Origin of the sequence: Streptomyces sp., assembly GCF_036566765.1 — a bacterium.
Lineage (GTDB): Bacteria > Actinomycetota > Actinomycetes > Streptomycetales > Streptomycetaceae > Streptomyces.
The window spans coordinates 1-17,026 of record NZ_DATCVQ010000719.1 but is presented as its reverse complement, the minus strand read 5'-3'; the positions used below and the strand labels follow the sequence as shown (position 1 = coordinate 17,026).

Here is a 17,026-nt window from a genome sequence, read left to right as displayed (position 1 = left end):
GGGGGCGATGGTTCCCCAGATCGTCGACCGGGCCGTGGCCAGGTCGACCCTGGGGTCGTTCAGCATCACGCGAATGCCAAGCCCGTCGCAGAGCGCCAGCACCAAGGTGCTGAGCGCGGTGACGTCGCACTCCTTGAACTCCCCCGAGGCGATGCCGCGTTCGACGGCGCCGGCGACCCAGGCATGCAGCTGGTCGTACAGGTCGACGGCGAGGTGACGCGCCGCCGGGTCGCGCTGCGCGCGTACCCACAGCTCCTGCCAGAGCTTCCAGTCCTGACGGAGTTCCGCGTCCGTCGGCAGCATGCTGCGCAGGATGCGGGCCAGCAGCACGGCGGCCGGGATCGAGTCGGCGTCCGCCTCGGTGTCCGCACCGGTCTGGGCGAAGGAGTGCGTCATCGCCTCGGCGAAGAGCTTCTCGCGGGTGTCGAAGTGGTAGTGCAGCAAGGCCTTCGAGACGCCCGCGTGTTCGGCGACCTTCCGCATGCTGATGTTCTCGAAGCCGATCTCGGCGATGACTTCGCACGCGGCCCTCAGGATCCGCTCCCGCGTCTCGAGTGCGCGCTCGGCCTTGGTCACGTTGGCTACTCCCCGTTTCGGCGCCCGCGGTGCGGACGGGTGGGCCTGGCTGCCGGGCCCACCTGTTCATCATCCTCGCGCACTCCGCCCCCGGACTCCCTCCGTCCGGGGGCGGCGGTCAGGGATACGTGTGGAACCCCCGGCCCGTCTTGCGGCCGAGCAGGCCCGCGTCCACCATCCGCGCGAGAAGCGGCGGCGGGGCGTACAGCGGCTCGCGGTACTCCGCGTACATCGACTGCGCGATGGCCCGGACCGTGTCGAGGCCGATGAGGTCGGCCAGGGCGAGCGGCCCGAGCGGATGAGCGCAGCCCAGGGTCATGCCCCGGTCGATGTCCTCGGCCGAGGCAGTGCCGGAATCGGCCATCCGGACCGCGGCCAGCAGGTACGGCACCAGCAGCGCGTTCACCACGAACCCCGCCCGGTCCCGGGCGCGGACGACCCGCTTGCCCAAAACGCCGGAGGCGAACTCCCGAGCGCGCCGGACCGTTTCGTCGCCGGTGAGCAGGGACGGCACCAGCTCGACGAGGGGGAGCACCGGTACGGGGTTGAAGAAGTGGAGACCGATCACCTGGTCCGGCCGCGAGGTGGCGGCCGCCAGCCGGACGACCGGGATGGAGGAGGTGTTCGTCGCCAGGACGGCGTCCCGGCGCTCCACCGCCGCGTCGAGCCGGGCGAAGACCTCCAGCTTCGCCCGCTCGTCCTCCGCCACCGCCTCGACCACCAGGTCGCGGTCGGCCAGCCGGTCCATGTCGGTGGTCATCGTGATCCGGCCGGCCGCGGCCTCCCGTTCGGCGGCGGTGAGCTTCCCGGCGGCCGCGGCCCGGGCCAGCGAGCGAGCGATCCGCTCCCGGCCGGCTTCCGCCGCCGCCCTGTCCGCCTCCACCACCACGACGTCCCGGCCGGCACGGGCGCACACCTCGGCGATGCCGGAGCCCATCAGACCGCAGCCCACGACCCCGACCCGCTCGACATCGCTCACCGGTCCTCCGCGCTCAGGCCGGCGGCCGGCATCTGCAGGACGCCCGTACCGCGCTTGACGAGTTCGTTCGCGATGATCAGGCGCTGGATCTCGGAGGTGCCCTCCCAGATGCGGTCGACCCGCAGCTCGCGGTAGAGGCGTTCGACGGGGTACGAACGGTCGTAGCCACGCCCCCCGAAGATCTGCAGGCAGCGGTCGACGACGCGGCCGGAGGCCTCGCTCGCCGCCAGCTTGGCGATCGCCGCCTTGGCGTGCAGGGTCTTCCGGTCGACCAGGCCCTCGTCGACCTCCCAGGCGACCTGGTGGGTGTAGGCCCGGTTGACGGCGATGTCGACGGCGCTGTCGGCGAGCATGCCCTGGATCAACTGGAAGTCGGCGATGGGGGAGCCGAACTGGCGGCGCTCGACCGCCCAGTCACGGGCGAGCTCCAGGGCCCGTTCGGCGGCGCCGATGGTGCGGGCGGCGATCATCAGGCGCTCCTCGGTGAACCAGGAGCGGGTGATGTCGTAGCCGTCGCCGACCTCGCCGAGGACCGCGTCGTCGCCCACGTGCACGTCGGTGAAGGTGAACTCCGGGTGCTCGTAGACGAAGGTGTGCATCCAGCGGGGCACCCGGGTCATCTCCACGCCCGGCGTGTCCTTGTCCACGAGGAACAGGGTCGGCGCCCGTTCCTCGCCTGCTGCCGCGAGCACGATCATGAAGTCGGCGTGGTCGCCGACGGTGACGAACCACTTCTCGCCGTTCAGCACCCAGCCGCCGCTGGTCCGGGTCGCCGTGGTCCTGAGGCTCTGCGGATCGGAGCCGGCCCCCGGCTCGCTCACCGCGTAGCAGTCGCGCCGCCGCCCGTGAATCACCGGGACAAGGTACCGCTCGCGCTGCTCGGGCGTGCAGAAGGACAGGGCGTTGGCCGGCCGCCACACCATGTCCCACAATGCGCCGGTGAGCCGCCCGAGCTCCGCCTGGACGGTGACCTGCTCCAGGATGGTGAGGCCCGCGCCGCCCCACTTCACCGGCATGTTGACGGCCTGCAGGCCGCTGTCGAGGACGGCGTCCCGGATCTCGGTGTGGGCCTGCGGTGGCAGGCCGTTGTTCTCCTCGCAGTCGAGCTCGTACTTCATGATGAACCCGGTCAGCGCGCGCGCCGCGCTCCTGAGCTCTTCCTGACGGGCGGTGAGACGGAAGTCCATGCCGGTGACTCCTCCGGATCGGGGTGGGGAAGGGGGCTTCAGACGGTGGTGGGCAGGGCGAGTGCCCGGGTGCCGCGCTTGATCAGCTCGTTGGCGATGATCAGGCGCTGGATCTCGGAGGTGCCCTCCCAGATGCGGTCCACGCGCAGCTCGCGGTACATGCGCTCGACGGGGTACGAGCGGTCGTAGCCTCGCCCGCCGAAGATCTGCACGCACCGGTCGATCACCCGCCCGGCGGCCTCGCTCGCGGCGAGCTTCGCCGTCGAGGCCTTGGCGTGCAGGGTCTTCCGGTCGGTCTCCGACCGGTCGGCCTCCCAGGCGACCTGGTGGGTGTAGGCCCGGTTGACGGCGATGTCGACGGCGCAGTCGGCGAGCATGCCCTGGATCAACTGGAAGTCGGCGATGGGGGAGCCGAACTGGCGGCGCTCGACCGCCCAGTCACGGGCGAGTTCCAGGGCGCGCTCGGCGGCGCCGACCGTCCGCGCGGCGATCATCAGCCGCTCGTCGGTGAACCACTCCTTCGTCAGCTCGTAGCCGTTGCCGACACCGCCGAGCACGTCCTCGTCGGGGACGAAGACCGCGGTGAAGGTGAACTCGGGGTGCCCGTTCACCGCGGAGTGCATGAAGCGCGGGACCCGTGTCATCTCGACGCCCGGCGCCTGCTTGTCCACGAAGAACAGGGTCGGCGCCAGCTCCGGGCCCGCATCGGCCTGCACCAGCAGGAAGTCGGCGACGTCCCCGCAGGTGACGAACCACTTCTCGCCGTTCAGCAGCCAGCCGCCCTCGGTTCGGGTCGCGGTGCTCGTACCCGAGCCGGGGTCCGAGCCGGCCCCGGGCTCGGTCACCGCGAACGCGTCGAAGCGCTCGCCCCGGATCACGGGCAGCAGGTACGTCTCACGCTGCGCCTCGGTGCCGTACGCGAGGACGTTCGCGGGCCGCCAGGGGATGTCCCACAGACAGTTGGTGACCTTGCCGAACTCCTCCTCGACGATGACCTGGTCAAGCAGGGACAGACCGGCGCCGCCCCACTCGGCGGGCATGTTGATGGCGTAGACGCCTGCGTCGATGGCGGCCCGGGTCAGTTCCCGGACGGTGTCGGCGGGCAGCGGGCCGCCCGCCTCCTCGGACTGGTCCTCGTACCTCATCAGGAGCTGTGCGTAGGCGGCGGCGCGGGCCTTCAGTTCGGCCTGCTCGGGGGTGTAGCGGAAGTCCATCGTGTCTCCTCCGGATGACGTGGGCGGGGGGCGGGGCGGGTCAGAGCAGGACGGCCCGGGCGTCCAGGGCCAGGGCGCATTCCGTACGAACCAGCAGCGGGTTGACCTCCAGCTCGGCGATCTCCGGATGCGCGGCGGCCACGGTGGTGATGCGCTCGATCACGGCTGCCGCGGCGGTGATGTCGACGGCCGGCCGGCCGCGTACGCCCCCCAGGAGCGCGGCGGTCCGCAGGGTGCGCAGCAGGTCCTCCGCCCGGCCGACCGGTACGGGCGCGAGCGAGAAGGCGACGTCGCGCAGGGTCTCGGTGAGGACTCCGCCGAGCCCGACCATGGCCACCGGCCCGAACCGCGGGTCGCGGTTCACGCCCACGATCAGCTCGATGCCGTCCGTGAGGTCGGCCATCGCCTCGACCGAGTAGGCGGGCGCGCCGAGCCGGGCGTGCATATCGCGGTACGCGGCGAGCAGGGCGTCCCGGTCGGCCAGGCGCAGCGCCACGCCCCCCGCGTCGGACTTGTGCAGGAGATGCAGCGCCTTCAGCACGTACGGGCCGTCGAACTCCTCGGCGGCGGCGAGCAGTCCGGCCTCGTCGGTGATCTCGCGCGCGGGCGGGAACGGCACCCCTGCAGCGCCGAGCAAGGCCCGTACCCCGTGGTAGCCCGGTATCCGCAGCGGGTCGGCGGCGGGTGGCAGCGCGGGCACACCAGGGGGCCCGTCGGTGGCCCGGCCGGTCATCGCCGCCAGCGCGCGGGCGGCGTCCTCGGTGGCGGCGAACACCGGTACCCCGGCCTCGGCCAGCACCCGGCAGCTCGGCGACCGCGGATACATCGACTGCACGACCAGCGGCTTCGGCGCCGAGGCCAGATGCCCGACGATCTCCTTCGCGGCCCGCGTCTCGCCCTCCGCGAGCACGGAGCCGCCGGTCGGGCCGCCGCCGAGCCCATCCTCGGAGGCGGCGTAGCCACCGAAGTAGCCCGTCATGAGGACGGCGTCGACCTCGTCGGCCGCGAGCAGTTCCGCGACCGTGTCGGCGTACGAGAGGGGGCGCTGCTCGCCCATGCCCGCGAGGTCGACCGGGTTGCCGACCGCGGACTGCTCCCAGAGCACTGTGTGGAGTCGCTCCCTCGTCGGCCCGGAGAGCTCGGGCACGTCGAGCCCCGCGTCCTCGGCCGCGTCGGCGGCGATGACACCGTGGCCGCCGCCGTCGGTGAACACCGCGATCCGCCGCCCCTTGGTCCGCGGTCCCGGCCGGGCGCTCAGAGCGGCCAGCACGACCGTCATCTCCCGTGGTGTACGCACCAGTTCCACGCCCGCGTCGCGGCAGGCGGCGGCCACCACGTCGGCCGAGGAGGTGAGCGCCCCGGTGTGCGACTGGGCGCTGCGGGCGGAGGCGCCGCCACGGCCGGCGGTGAGCAGGACCACGGGCTTGCCCGCCGCGGCGGCGGCCCGCGCGAAGGCCCGGCCGTCGCCGAAGTCCTCGGCGTACACGGCGATGGCCGAGGTGGCCTCGTGCCGGGCGCAGTCCTCGACGAGGTCGACGAGGGTGACGTCGGCCTGGTTGCCGAGCGAGACGAAGCGGGAGAAGCCCAGGCCGTGCGGAGCGCCGCGGAGCTGGAGTTCGAGGGCGAGGTTGCCGCTCTGGCTGAGCAGGGCGATGCCTCCGGGCGCGAACCGGTCCGAGGCGAGGTACAGCTCGGTGGTGTTGTCGGCGATGCCCAGGCAGTTGGGTCCGACGAGGACGGCCCCGGCGGCCCGGACGCGCTCGGCGACCGCCCGCTGCCGGGCCAGGCCCGCGGCGCCGGCCTCCGCGAAGCCGGCGGTGATGGCGACGATCGCCTTCGCGCCACACGCCAGCGCGTCGTCCACGGCGGCCTCGAACCCGGCGCCGGGGACCGAGATCACCACCAGCTCGACGGGCTCGCCGATCTCGGCGAGCGAGGTGGCGGAGGTCCGGCCGAGTACGGTGCCGCCGCGCCGGTTCACCAGGTGCACGGGCCGCCGGCCGGGGGCCCGCAGCGCCTGGGAGGCCACCGCGTGGCCGTACTTGGCCGGGTCGTCGCTGGCGCCGACGACGGCCACGGAGGCCGGGTCGAAGAGTGCGGTCAGATCGCGTCCCATCTCAGCGCTCCACTCGGAGCGCGGAGTTGGGGCAGCTCTCGGCGCAGGCGCGCGCGGATTCCTCGGCGGCGGGCGGCACGTCGAGGACGATGACCTTCGCGTATCCCCATTCGTCCAGTTCGATCAACTCCGGGGCCTGTTCCTGGCACAGCCCGTAGGCCTGGCAGCGGGTGGAGTCCAGCAGGAGTTTCACGGTGTCGTTCCTTTCAGCGCGGCCAGCGGGGTGGAAGCCGATTGCGGGGTACGGGGGGCGGGAGCGTCCGCGATCCGCGGCACGGCCACGGCGAGGCGGTGGGGGTCGCTCCCGCGAGCGCAGGCGGGGCACGGAGTGGCGAGGTGGGAGCGGACGAGTGCGGGGAAGGTGCGCAGGAGGCTCCCGGCGTTTCCCGCGGCGGCATCGAGCAGACCACAGGCCCCGCGTCCGGGCAGGCCGGTCGCCCACCGCTCCAGGTGCGCGACGGTGTCCGGACCGGCGGAGCCCGTGGCCAGGGCGATCAGGGCTCCGCTGATGGCCGCCGTGCCCGAGACGCAGACGCCGCACTGCCGGGAGCTCTCGGCCGCCAGGTGGCCGACGGCGTCGGCGGCGACGGCCACCGGGCAGGCTCCGTCGGTGAGGAAGCGGACGGCTCCACAGCCCAGGGCTGAGCCCGCCGCGGCCAGCGCGTCCGGTTCGACGGGGAGGTTCAGGGCGGAGGCGTCGACGAGTCCGCCGAACAGCCCGCCCATGAGGGCCCCGGCCGCGTCCGGTGTGCCGTGGGCGGCCGCGAGGGCACGCAGAGGGATGCCGTACGGGACCTCGGTGAGCAGCGGTGCGCCGGGCCCGCCGGAGAGCGTTACGAGGGTGGTGCGGGCGATGCGCCGGCGCAGGTCGGGCCGGGCGGCGGTGAGGGCGATGCGGGCGAGGGTCTCGACGTTGGCCACCAGGGTCGGCGCGCCGCCCACGCCCCGTTCGAAGGGGCGGGGCGGCTTGGCGGCGGGGAGGGCGGGACCGCCGTCGATCCTGCGGACCACCGCGCTCTCCTCGCCGGCCACGTAGGTGTGATCGGTCTCGACCACCTCGACGGGCAGGCGCGGTTCGTGTGCGGCGAGGGCCCGGCGGATGCGGGCCGCGGCCTGCGGGTCCGAGAGGTAGACGTAGCCGCGGACGGCCCCGGTGACCGCGGCGGCCAGGGCGAGACCGTCCAGGACCAGGTGGGGGCGGGCCCGCAGCAGCCAGCGGTCCTTGACCGAACCCGGCTCGCCCTCCTCGCCGTTGGCCACCACGACCGGGGCGCCGAGGTGGTCCCCTGTGCCGCGGTCGTGTACGGCCCGGTCGCGTACGGCGCGGAGTTTGACGGCGGCCGGGAAGCCGGCCCCGCCGCGGCCGCGCAGTCCGGACGCGGTGAGGTGGCGCAGCAGCTCGTCGGGGCCGGTCGTGCCGGCATAGCCGCCTGCGGACCGGTAGGCCTCGACGCTCTCCGCAACGTCGGGCGCGGCGCCCAGCACGCCGCCCGGGGGCGGTGCCGTCAGGTACCGGATCACGGTCATCGGGGGTCTCCTGTGCGGCTGGGGGTACGCAGGGCCCGTACCGCTTCTTCGAGTGCGGTGCGGTCCCCTGTGGTGCGGCCGTATCCGGCGCCCGGGAGGCCGATGAGCATGCGGTGGTGGTCCAGGACCACCTCGGCGGCGAGCAGGGCAGCCGCGCGATCCCCGGGGCGGGCCCCGGTGGCCACGGCGGTCACCAGGGCGGTGACCTCGGCGAGGTAGCGGAGCCAGCTGTGCCGGCTGCCGCGCAGGACCAGACGTTCCACGCGGTGCCGTTCGGCGGCCTCCAGGACGGCCGGTACGGCCGGGCCGCCCGCCGATGCCGTGGGGGGACGGGGGAGTGAGGCGCGCAGGGCGGCGACCGCCGCGGGCAGTTCCCGCTCCGGCTCGGGCGTGAGACCGAGCCAGTCCAGACGCCGATGACTGCTCATGCGTGCCTCCGGGAGGAGTGGGGTGCCGCCACGGCCTGGCCGGCGGTGGGGCGGGAGGGTGAGGCGAGATGGGGAGAAGTGGGCCGTTCCGGCCCCAGGACCAGCGCGAACGCCGAAAGACGCGAGTGCGGCGACGGGCATCACGTTGGCTGACCGATCGGTCAGTGACATGATTGACGCTAGCTGACCGATCGGTCAGCGTACAAGTCTTGACCCGGCGGAAATCAGCCAGCAATCTGGCTGTCCAATCGGTCAGCATGCTCCCGGCGTCCGCCCCGGCGTGCTGTCCCCCCGCTGGCACGCCTCGACATCCGATCGCCGTACGCACGGCATGGAGGAGTCACCCGATGCAGTCCAGAGCGCCAGAGACACCACTTGACGAGCCCGGCCGGGAGACTCCCCGCACGGCTCCGGGCCGGGACACTCCCGGGTCACGCACCTCCCGTCGGGACGACCCCGGGCCCGCGCTGTCGGCCCGCTACTACACCGATCCCGATGCGTCCGCCGCGGAGATGCGGCACGTCTTCGCCAAGGCGTGGCAGCTCGTCTGCCACGAGTCCGACCTGCCGAACCCGGGGGCCCGGATCGCCGCCACGGTCGCGGACCGCGAGGTCCTGGTGGTCCGCACCGAGGACGGCGGCCTGGCCGCCCACCTCAACGTCTGCCGCCACCGGGGAACGCGGCTCGTCACCGTTCCGGAACGGGAGGGCAAGGCGATCCGCTGCCCGTACCACGGCTGGACCTACCGCCTCGACGGGAGCCTGGTCGGCGCCCCCGAGGCCCGGCAGATCCCCTGTCTCGACAAGCCCCGGCTCGGCCTGTTCCCGGCCTCCGTCGAGTCGTTCCTGGGCTTCGTCTTCGTCAACCTCGACACGGACGCCGTACCGCTGGCGAAACAGTGCGCCGGCCTGGCCGAGGAAGTCGGCCACTACGCGGGAGCCGACCTCGTGCCCGTCGGTCGCAGCCGGATCCACGACCTGGCCCGCGCCGAGGTCCAGGAGGCCAACTGGAAGGTGGCGGTCGACAACTACCTGGAGGGCTACCACGTTCCGGTCGCCCATCCCGGCCTGATGCGGCTGCTGGACTACCAGAACTACAGCTGCCGGACCGAGGAGTCGTACGCGCTCTTCGCCTCGCCGCTGCGCGACAAGCCGTCCTCGAACTGGGCCGAGCGCCTCTACCAGCGCGTCGCCGCCCCCATGCCCGGCCTCGGCGAGGCCGACCGCAGGGTCTGGCGGTACGCGGTGATCTACCCCAACACGCTCATCGACTTCTACCCCGACCACGTGCTCGCCTGGACCGCGATTCCGACGGCCGTGGACCGGGTGGCCGTACCCGGCGCGTTCTACACACGCCGCGGTACGAGCCTGCGCACCCGGCTCGCCCGGCGCCTGAACATCCACATCGGCTGGATCACCAACGACGAGGACGCCGAACTGGTCGCCCGCGTCCAGAAGGGGCTCTCCACCCCCGGGTTCGAGCCCGGGCCCCTGTCGCGCCGCGAGTCGGCGGTCGGCTGGTTCGCCGCCCGCATCCGGGCCGACCTCGACGCCGCGGAGCGGTGAGCCGCACCTGCCCCACCCCACAGCCGGGCGAACTGTCCCGCCGTACCGCACCGTCGGCGTGGCGAACCTCCGGCCCCGCACCGCCCGCGCGGCCATCGCCGCGCCCGGCCGTCCCGTCCGGCCGTACGCAGAACGAAAGCCACCCGTGCGCGCAGCCCCGTACGACTGCGCGCTGACGCACCGTTCGTTCCCCTCGCCGTCCCCCTGCGGCCCTACGGAGAGGACCCCCATGTCCCCCGAGGCACGACCCCTGTCCCGCCGCTCCCTCCTCCGCGCCGGTGTCGCCGGCACCGCCGCCGCCCTCGGTCTCACCGCGGCGGGCTGCGGCTTCTCCTCCGAACCCGACCCGGCCGGCAAGGAGGGCGGCGACCGGCCGATCGACGTCAAGATCGACGGCGACCTGATCTACTTCAACTGGGCCGACTTCGTCGACCCGGCCGTCTTCGAGGGCTTCTCGAAGGAGTACGGCGTCAAGGTCGTCCAGTCGAACTTCGACTCCATGGAAGGCATGGCGGCGAAGCTCAACGCCGGAAACCGCTACGACATCATCTTCCCCACCGCGAAGTGGGCGCAGCGCCTCGCCGAGGGGAGCAAGCTCCGCACGATCGACCACACGCGCCTCAAGAACGCCGAGGCCGTGTTCGGCAGTTACGCCTACTTCACCGACCCCTGGTACGACAGGGGCTCCGCGCACACCGTCCCCTTCACCATGTACAAGACCGGAATCGGCTGGCGCAAGGACCGGCTCGGTGACCTGACCGGCTCCTGGGACGACCTGTGGAACGCCAAGGCCAAGGGCAAGGTCTTCGTCCTCGACGACCGCGACGAAGTGCTCGGCATGGGCGCGCTCAAGCACGGCCTCGACCTCACCACCGAGGACCCGGACGACCTCAAGACGATCACCGAGACCCTCCGCACGCTCCGCCCCCGCCTGCGCAGCTTCTCCAGCGACAGCTACAACAACCTGCTCAACGGCAACGCCGACATGACCCAGGCGTGGAGCGGGGACATGGCCGCCATGCTCGCCCAGGCGAAGGACCCTTCCGTCTTCGGCTTCGAGGTCGCCCGGGAGGGCGCCCCGGTCAACTCCGACTGCTACGCCATCCCCGCCAACGCCCAGCACCCCGGCACCGCGATGCTCTTCATCGACTACATGCTCCGTCCGGAGAATGTGAAGAAGAACATCGAGTACATCGGCTACCCGATGCCGGTCCACGGCAGCGAGGACGCCTACACCGCGCTCGTGGAGCCCTTCCCGCAGTGCCAGGTGACCGCCGACGACCTCAAGGACGACCTCTTCTTCCGCAACGGCACTGCCCACGGCGAACGGGCCCGCGACGCCGCCTGGACCGATGTGAAGGCCGGCTGACATGGCACGACGCGACCGTACCGGTACGGCCGCCCGCCCGCCGGTCCCCCGCGGGGGACCGGCCGCGGCGGGGGCGCGGCTGTGGACCTTGCTCATGCTCCCCGGCACGCTCTGGATGACCGGCTTCCTCGTCGTCTCCCTGCTGCTCGTCGGCACGCTGGCGTTCGGCACCACGGACCCGCTCGGGAACCCGCACTTCGGCCTGGACTTCGGCAACATCGCGGCCCTGGCCGACCCGGCGTACCGCACCGTCCTGCTGCGCTCCCTCGGCTACGCCCTGATCACGTGCGTCGTCTGCCTGGCCGTGGCCTACCCCGTCGCGTACGCCATCGCGCTGTGCGGCGGGCGCTTCAAGAACCTGCTGATCGCCGCGATCGTCGTGCCGTTCTTCGCCAACTACCTGGTGCGGATGTACGGCTGGTCCGTCGTCCTCTCCGACGACGGGCCGCTGCTGAAGGCCCTGCGGGCGATCGGCCTCGCGGACGGCGACACCAAGATCCTTCAGTCCGGCTTCGGCGTCATCGCGGGACTCGTCTACGGCTTCGTGGTTTTCATGATCATCCCGCTGTACGCGGCCCTGGAGCGCATGGACACCTCGCTCATCGAGGCCGGCCGCGACCTCTACGGCGGCCCCCTGCGCACCTTCTTCTTCGTCACCGTGCCCGCCACGCGGCAGGGGGCCGCGGCCGGCTGCGTCCTCGTCTTCCTGCCCGCCATGGGCGACTTCGTCAGCGCCCAGCTCATGGGAGGCCCCGACCAGATCATGATCGGCAACCTGATCCAGGACAAGTTCTTCCAGGGCCAGAACTGGCCTCTCGGCTCCGCCCTGACCATGCTGCTGATGGCGGTGCTGTTCCTCGGGATGCTCGGCTACCTGCGACGCACCCGCAAGGACGAGGCGGAGGCGACCCGATGACGCCCCGTTCGGGCAGCCGGGGCCGCCGCGGGGGCGCCGAGCGTCGCCCCCGCTTCGCCATCGCGGTCACCGTGGCCTTCTTCTCGCTGCTCTACCTCCCCATCGCCGTCGTCGTCCTCTTCTCCTTCAACTCACAGAAGTCCCTCACCGTCTTCCAGGACTTCAGCCTCCGCTGGTACCAGGCCTTTCTCCACGACGACGTGCTCATCGAATCGATCGGCATGAGCCTGGAGGTCTCCCTCGTCGCCATGGCCGGCTCGCTGGTTCTCGGCGTGGCCCTGGCCCTCGGCCTGGTTCGCGGCCAGGGCCGCCTCGGCTCCTTCGCCGGCCTGGTCATGCTCGTCCCGCTGATCACCCCGGAGATCGTCACCGGAGTCGCGGCGATGCTGCTCTTCAAGGGCCTGGGCATCACCCTGTCCACCACCACCGTGATGCTGGCCGAGATCACGTTCTCCATCTCGTACGTGACGGTGATCCTGCGCTCCCGCATCGCCGCACTCAATCCGGAGGTCGAAGAGGCCGCGACGGACCTCGGAGCCACCCGCCGCCAGGCACTGCGCCTCGTGACCCTGCCCGCCCTGCTCCCCAGCATCCTCGCGTCCGCGGTGCTGATCTTCGCCCTGGTCTTCGACGACTTCGTGCTCGCCTACTTCACCACCGGCGTCGACCCGCAGCCGCTGTCCGTGCGCATCTACTCGGCGATCAGGTTCGGGGTCCAGCCCACGATCAACGCCGTCGGCACCCTGATGCTCGCCGGATCCATCGCGCTCATCGCCCTCGCGCTCGCCATCCCGCGCCTGTTCGGCCGCCGCGGCGGCCTCGATCTGCTCTCCGGGAAGTGACACCCATGCAGCACCCGCATCCGCACCCCGCCGTCCGTCTCGACCGGGTCAGCAAGCGGTACGCCGGCGCTGCCGCCGACGCGTACGCGGTCGACGGCATCACGCTCGACATCGCCCAGGGCGAGTTCTTCTCCCTCCTCGGGCCCTCCGGCTGCGGCAAGACCACCCTGCTGCGGATGACCGGCGGCTTCGCCGACCCCACCGCCGGCAGCGTCCTGCTCGACGGTGAGGACGTCACCGGCCTGCCGCCCGACAAGCGCAACGTCAACACCGTCTTCCAGAGTTACGCCCTCTTCGACCACCTCTCGCTGGCGGACAACGTGGCCTTCGGTCTCAAGCGGAAAGGCATCGCCCGCGCCGAGATCCGCCGGCGCGTGGCCGACATGCTCGACCTCGTCCAGCTCGGCCACCTGCCCGATCGCAAGCCGCCCACGCTCTCCGGCGGCCAGCGTCAGCGCGTCGCGCTCGCCCGCGCGCTGGTCAACCGCCCCCAGGTGCTGCTCCTCGACGAGCCGCTGGCCGCCCTCGACCTGAAGCTCCGTCGTCAGATGCAGGTCGAGCTCAAGCAGATCCAGCGCGAGGTCGGCATCACCTTCGTCTTCGTCACCCACGACCAGGACGAGGCGCTGACCATGTCGGACCGCCTCGCCGTGATGAACGAGGGGCGCGTCGAGCAGTGCGGCACGCCGGAGGACGTGTACGAGCGCCCGACGAGCGGCTTCGTCGCCTCCTTCATGGGTACGTCGAACCTGGTCGCCGGCACCTACCGGGCCGGCGAGGTCGTCCCCGACGAGGGCGGCCCCGCCCTGCCCGTGGGCCCCCGCTCCGACGTGGCCGACGGCAGCCGGGTCAGCCTCTCGATCCGCCCCGAGAAGATCTGGCTCTCCGACTTCGAGCCGGGCATGGCCAAGCTCAGCGGGATCGTCCGGGAGACCGTCTATTCCGGCCCGACCACCACGTATTTCATCGAACTCGCCCCCGGCGTCACCGTCTCCGTCCTGGAGCAGAACACGATCCGCTCGCGTATGGAGGACCGCTGGAGCGGCGGCGAGGAGGTCGAGATCGGCTGGAAGCCCGAACACTGCCTGGTTCTCGACCGACCCGCCGCACGCCTGCCCGGTACCGACCGGAGGAACACCTCGTGAACCACGACGTCATCGTGCTCGGCGCCGGTCTCGCCGGTCTCGCCGCCGCACGCGACCTCGTCGCGGGCGGAGCCGACGTCCTCGTCGTCGAAGCCCGTGACCGGGTCGGCGGACGCGTCGAGCAGAGCCGGCTCCCCGACGGTCGCCTCGTCCAGCTCGGTGGAGAGGTGGTGGGCCGGGCGCACACCGCGTACACGGACCTGGCCGCCGAGCTCGGCCTCACCCTGGTCCCCAGCTACGTCGCCGAACCCGGCGCCCTCACCCGTGCCACCCCCGAAGGCGTCTCCGCCGGGGACCCGCCCCACTGGTTCGGCCCCGGTGACGACGCCTGCCACCGCAAGGCGACCGCCGCCTTCATCGCGCTCGCCGCGACCGTCGACCCCGCCGACCCCTGGTCCCACCCCGACGCCACAGCCCTGGACCGGCTCTCCGTGGGCGACTGGCTGCGCTCGGAGGGGGCGCCCCCGGCCGTCGTACGCCTCTGGGAGATCGGCCAACTGGCCCTCGCCGACGGCTCGTACGAACGCACCTCCCTCCTCGCCGCCCTGCGCAAGCACGCCGCCGTACCCGCCGACGGGCACTACGAGTACGAGGCGTGGGAGGGCCTGCGGGTGGCCGAGGGCTCGGCCACGGTGCCCCTGCGCATGGCCGAGGAGCTCGGCGGGCGGGTCCGTACGGGCGCGCCGGTCGAGGCCGTCGCCGTACGGCGGCCCGGCGGCTGCACCGTACGCCTGACGGGCGGCGAGACCCTCACCGCCGGCGCCGTCGTCAGCGCCCTGCCCGTCGGACCGTTCCGCTCGATCGCGGTCACCGGAGTCTCCGACGAGCGCCTCGCCTCGCTGTACCGGCAGCGCCATGCGGTCGCCGCCAAGTTCGCCGCCGCGTACGAGGAGCCGTTCTGGCGCACCCGTGGACTCAGCGGCCTCTCCGAATGCGAGGGGGTGCTCGGCAGCACCTGGCCGCAGAGCGAGGGCGTCCTCTCCGCCCTCGTCCCTCCCGAGCGGTACGGCGTGCTCCTCGGCATGCCCCCCTCGGTGCGCACCGCCGAGCTGCTGGCCGAGGTGGCCCGCCTGTACGGCGAGGAGGCGCACCGGCCGCTCGCCACGTACATACGCATGTGGGGCACCGACCCGTGGACCCAGGGGTACGTCACCCACTGGACCCCTGGCGACGTCATGGCCGTGGGCCCTCGCCACGCCACCCACGAACCGCCTTTCTACGTCTGCGGATCCGACCAGTGGGTGGCCGGCTACATGGAAGGAGCCGTACGCACCGGCCGTGCGGCGGCGAAGGAGGCGCTGACCCGTGGCTGACACCTTGGCGAACCACATCGGGGGCACGGACCGCCCTTCCGCCTCCGGCGAGACGATGGAACTGGTGGACCCCGCCACCGGCGCGGTTCACGGCCACGCCCCCCGCTCCGGCCCGGCCGACACCGACGCGGCCTGCGCGGCGGCCGCAGCGGCGTTCCCGCACTGGTCGGCGACCACGCCGGCCACCCGCCAGCGCGCGCTGCTCGCCATCGCCGACGCCATCGAGGCACACGCGGACGCCCTGGTCGCAGCCGAGTGCCGGGACACGGGCAAGCCGGCGGAGCGCTTCCGGGAGGACGAACTCCCGGCGATCGTCGACACGGTCCGCTTCTTCGCCGGAGCGGCGCGGACCCTGCCGGGCACCGCGGCGGCCGAGTACACCGAGGGCCGCACGTCGGTGCTGCGCCGCGAACCGGTCGGCGTGTGCGCCCAGATCACCCCCTGGAACTACCCGCTGATGATGGCGGCCTGGAAGATCGCCCCGGCGATCGCGGCCGGGAACACCACCGTCCTGAAGCCGGCCGACACCACCCCCTCTTCCGCGGTACTCCTGGCCCGCATCGCGGCAGCGCACCTCCCACCCGGCGTGCTCAACGTCGTCTGCGGCGACCGCGACACCGGCCGGGCGCTCACCGCACACAAGGACGTCGCCCTGATCGCCGTCACCGGCAGTGTACGGGCGGGGCAGGAGATCGCGGCCGCCGCGGCCACCGGCCTCAAGCGACTGCATCTGGAGCTCGGCGGGAACGCCCCGGTCATCGTCCACGACGACGTGGACGTGGAGTCCACCGCCGCGGCCATCGCCGAGGTCGCGTACTACAACGCCGGCCAGGACTGCACTGCACCCAGCCGCGTCCTGGTCCACGAGCGCGTGTACGACGCGTTCCTCACGGCCTTCGCAGCTGCGGCGGCCACCCCCGCGTACCGTGAGGCCGCCTTCGGCCCGCTGAACAACGAGACCCAACTGGCCGCGGTCAAGAGCCTCTTGAATCGTCTCCCGTCCCACGCCGAGATCGTCACCGGTGGAAAGGTCATCCCCCGCCCCGGCTTCTTCCACGAGGCGACGGTCGTGGCCGGCGTCCGTCAACAGGACGAAATAGTCCAGGAGGAGACGTTCAGCCCCGTGGTGACAGTCCAGCCCTTCAGCACCGAAGAGGAGTCCCTCCACCTGGCCAACGACGTCCGTTTCGGCCTCGCCGCCGGCATCTGGACCACGAACCACGACCGCGCGATGCGCGCCACACGCGCCCTCCGTACGGGCATCGTCTGGGTCAACACCCACGGCACCACGGTCTCCGAAATGCCCCACGGCGGCGTCAACCACTCCGGCTACGGCAGCGACCTCTCCCTGGCGGGCCTCCTGGACTACACCCACCCGAAGCACGTCATGCTGTGACACCGGAACACGTCCGGAACCGCTCGCGTGCCTGGACGAGATGGCGATCAGGCGGCTGCCCTTGCTCCACGCGGCGGCCGGGGAAAAGGCCCTGTCCACCATCGGACAGGGCCCACGCCAACAGCTCTGGGTACGCACGCGGGATTCCCTCCCCGACGGTCCGCTGCTGCACGCCTGCGCCCTGACGTACATCACTGACATCCAGCTGGTCGAGACGGCCAACCTGCTGTACCAGGACGTCCCGGCTCACCGGCAGATGGCCTCGCTCGACCACGCCGTGTGGGAAAGCCCCACCTACGTGTCCTCACGGGCTCTGGCGCGTGACCAGTTCTTCACCCAGGACGGCAGGCGGGTGGCGGGATCGAGTTCGGGGAGCGGGAGCGGGCGAGCTCGAGGATGCGGACCGAGTCGGCCGGCCGGGAGAGCCAGGTGGCCTGGTAGGCGAGGTCGGAG

The 17,026-nt window shown here is 72.3% G+C and carries 16 protein-coding genes; 8 read left to right on the top strand and 8 right to left on the bottom strand.

What is annotated here, in order from left to right:
• From VIU94_RS41615 to VIU94_RS41580, 8 genes are all read right to left on the bottom strand, one after another.
• The coding region (locus VIU94_RS41615; RefSeq protein WP_331920372.1) for a TetR/AcrR family transcriptional regulator at positions 1 to 576 on the bottom strand (576 nt) is incomplete at its 3' end.
• 118 nt (positions 577 to 694) lie between these two features.
• Entirely contained in the window at positions 695 to 1,555 is an 861-nt protein-coding gene (locus VIU94_RS41610) for a 3-hydroxybutyryl-CoA dehydrogenase (protein ID WP_331920370.1), read from the bottom strand.
• Positions 1,552 to 2,742 (bottom strand): acyl-CoA dehydrogenase family protein, encoded by a 1,191-nt coding sequence (locus VIU94_RS41605; RefSeq protein ID WP_331920368.1) that lies wholly within the window; start codon positions 2,740 to 2,742, stop codon positions 1,552 to 1,554. The genes VIU94_RS41610 and VIU94_RS41605 overlap by 4 nt, the downstream gene beginning before the upstream one ends.
• A 38-nt stretch (positions 2,743 to 2,780) precedes the next feature.
• Positions 2,781 to 3,956 carry an acyl-CoA dehydrogenase family protein gene (locus tag VIU94_RS41600; RefSeq protein ID WP_331920366.1) on the bottom strand — a complete coding sequence of 392 codons (1,176 nt, stop codon included), beginning with the start codon at positions 3,954 to 3,956 and terminating at the stop codon, positions 2,781 to 2,783.
• 40 nt (positions 3,957 to 3,996) lie between these two features.
• Positions 3,997 to 6,072: an acetate--CoA ligase family protein gene (locus VIU94_RS41595; protein WP_331920364.1), complete on the bottom strand. Its 2,076-nt coding sequence runs from the start codon at positions 6,070 to 6,072 to the stop codon at positions 3,997 to 3,999.
• Between the two features lies 1 nt (position 6,073).
• Positions 6,074 to 6,265: a ferredoxin gene (locus VIU94_RS41590; protein ID WP_331920362.1), complete on the bottom strand. Its 192-nt coding sequence runs from the start codon at positions 6,263 to 6,265 to the stop codon at positions 6,074 to 6,076.
• On the bottom strand, positions 6,262 to 7,599 hold the full coding sequence (locus tag VIU94_RS41585; RefSeq protein ID WP_331920360.1) for an NADH-ubiquinone oxidoreductase-F iron-sulfur binding region domain-containing protein: 1,338 nt from the start codon (positions 7,597 to 7,599) through the stop codon (positions 6,262 to 6,264). The genes VIU94_RS41590 and VIU94_RS41585 overlap by 4 nt, the downstream gene beginning before the upstream one ends.
• Positions 7,596 to 8,027, bottom strand: a complete 432-nt coding sequence (locus VIU94_RS41580) for a hypothetical protein (RefSeq protein WP_331920358.1) — start codon at positions 8,025 to 8,027, stop codon at positions 7,596 to 7,598. Before VIU94_RS41580 ends, VIU94_RS41585 begins: the two co-directional genes overlap by 4 nt.
• Before the next feature lie 347 nt (positions 8,028 to 8,374).
• On the opposite strand from VIU94_RS41580, the gene VIU94_RS41575 reads away from it, so the two are divergent.
• From VIU94_RS41575 to VIU94_RS44850, 8 genes are all read left to right on the top strand, one after another.
• On the top strand, positions 8,375 to 9,592 hold the full coding sequence (locus VIU94_RS41575; RefSeq protein ID WP_331920356.1) for an aromatic ring-hydroxylating oxygenase subunit alpha: 1,218 nt from the start codon (positions 8,375 to 8,377) through the stop codon (positions 9,590 to 9,592).
• Between the two features lie 229 nt (positions 9,593 to 9,821).
• Positions 9,822 to 10,961 carry a polyamine ABC transporter substrate-binding protein gene (locus tag VIU94_RS41570; protein ID WP_331920354.1) on the top strand — a complete coding sequence of 380 codons (1,140 nt, stop codon included), beginning with the start codon at positions 9,822 to 9,824 and terminating at the stop codon, positions 10,959 to 10,961.
• A gap of 1 nt (position 10,962) precedes the next feature.
• Entirely contained in the window at positions 10,963 to 11,877 is a 915-nt protein-coding gene (locus VIU94_RS41565; RefSeq protein ID WP_331920352.1) for an ABC transporter permease, read from the top strand.
• Positions 11,874 to 12,719 carry an ABC transporter permease gene (locus VIU94_RS41560; protein ID WP_331920350.1) on the top strand — a complete coding sequence of 282 codons (846 nt, stop codon included), beginning with the start codon at positions 11,874 to 11,876 and terminating at the stop codon, positions 12,717 to 12,719. Before VIU94_RS41565 ends, VIU94_RS41560 begins: the two co-directional genes overlap by 4 nt.
• 5 nt (positions 12,720 to 12,724) lie before the next feature.
• Positions 12,725 to 13,864 (top strand): ABC transporter ATP-binding protein, encoded by a 1,140-nt coding sequence (locus VIU94_RS41555; RefSeq protein ID WP_331920348.1) that lies wholly within the window; start codon positions 12,725 to 12,727, stop codon positions 13,862 to 13,864.
• The gene (locus VIU94_RS41550) at positions 13,861 to 15,177 is read left to right on the top strand and encodes a flavin monoamine oxidase family protein (protein ID WP_331920346.1); all 1,317 of its coding nucleotides are present in this window, start codon (positions 13,861 to 13,863) and stop codon (positions 15,175 to 15,177) included. The genes VIU94_RS41555 and VIU94_RS41550 overlap by 4 nt, the downstream gene beginning before the upstream one ends.
• Entirely contained in the window at positions 15,170 to 16,573 is a 1,404-nt protein-coding gene (locus VIU94_RS41545; protein ID WP_331920344.1) for an aldehyde dehydrogenase family protein, read from the top strand. Before VIU94_RS41550 ends, VIU94_RS41545 begins: the two co-directional genes overlap by 8 nt.
• A gap of 40 nt (positions 16,574 to 16,613) precedes the next feature.
• Positions 16,614 to 17,026 (top strand): acyl-CoA thioesterase (locus tag VIU94_RS44850; protein WP_524540670.1); only part of this gene is annotated, 413 nt, incomplete at its 3' end.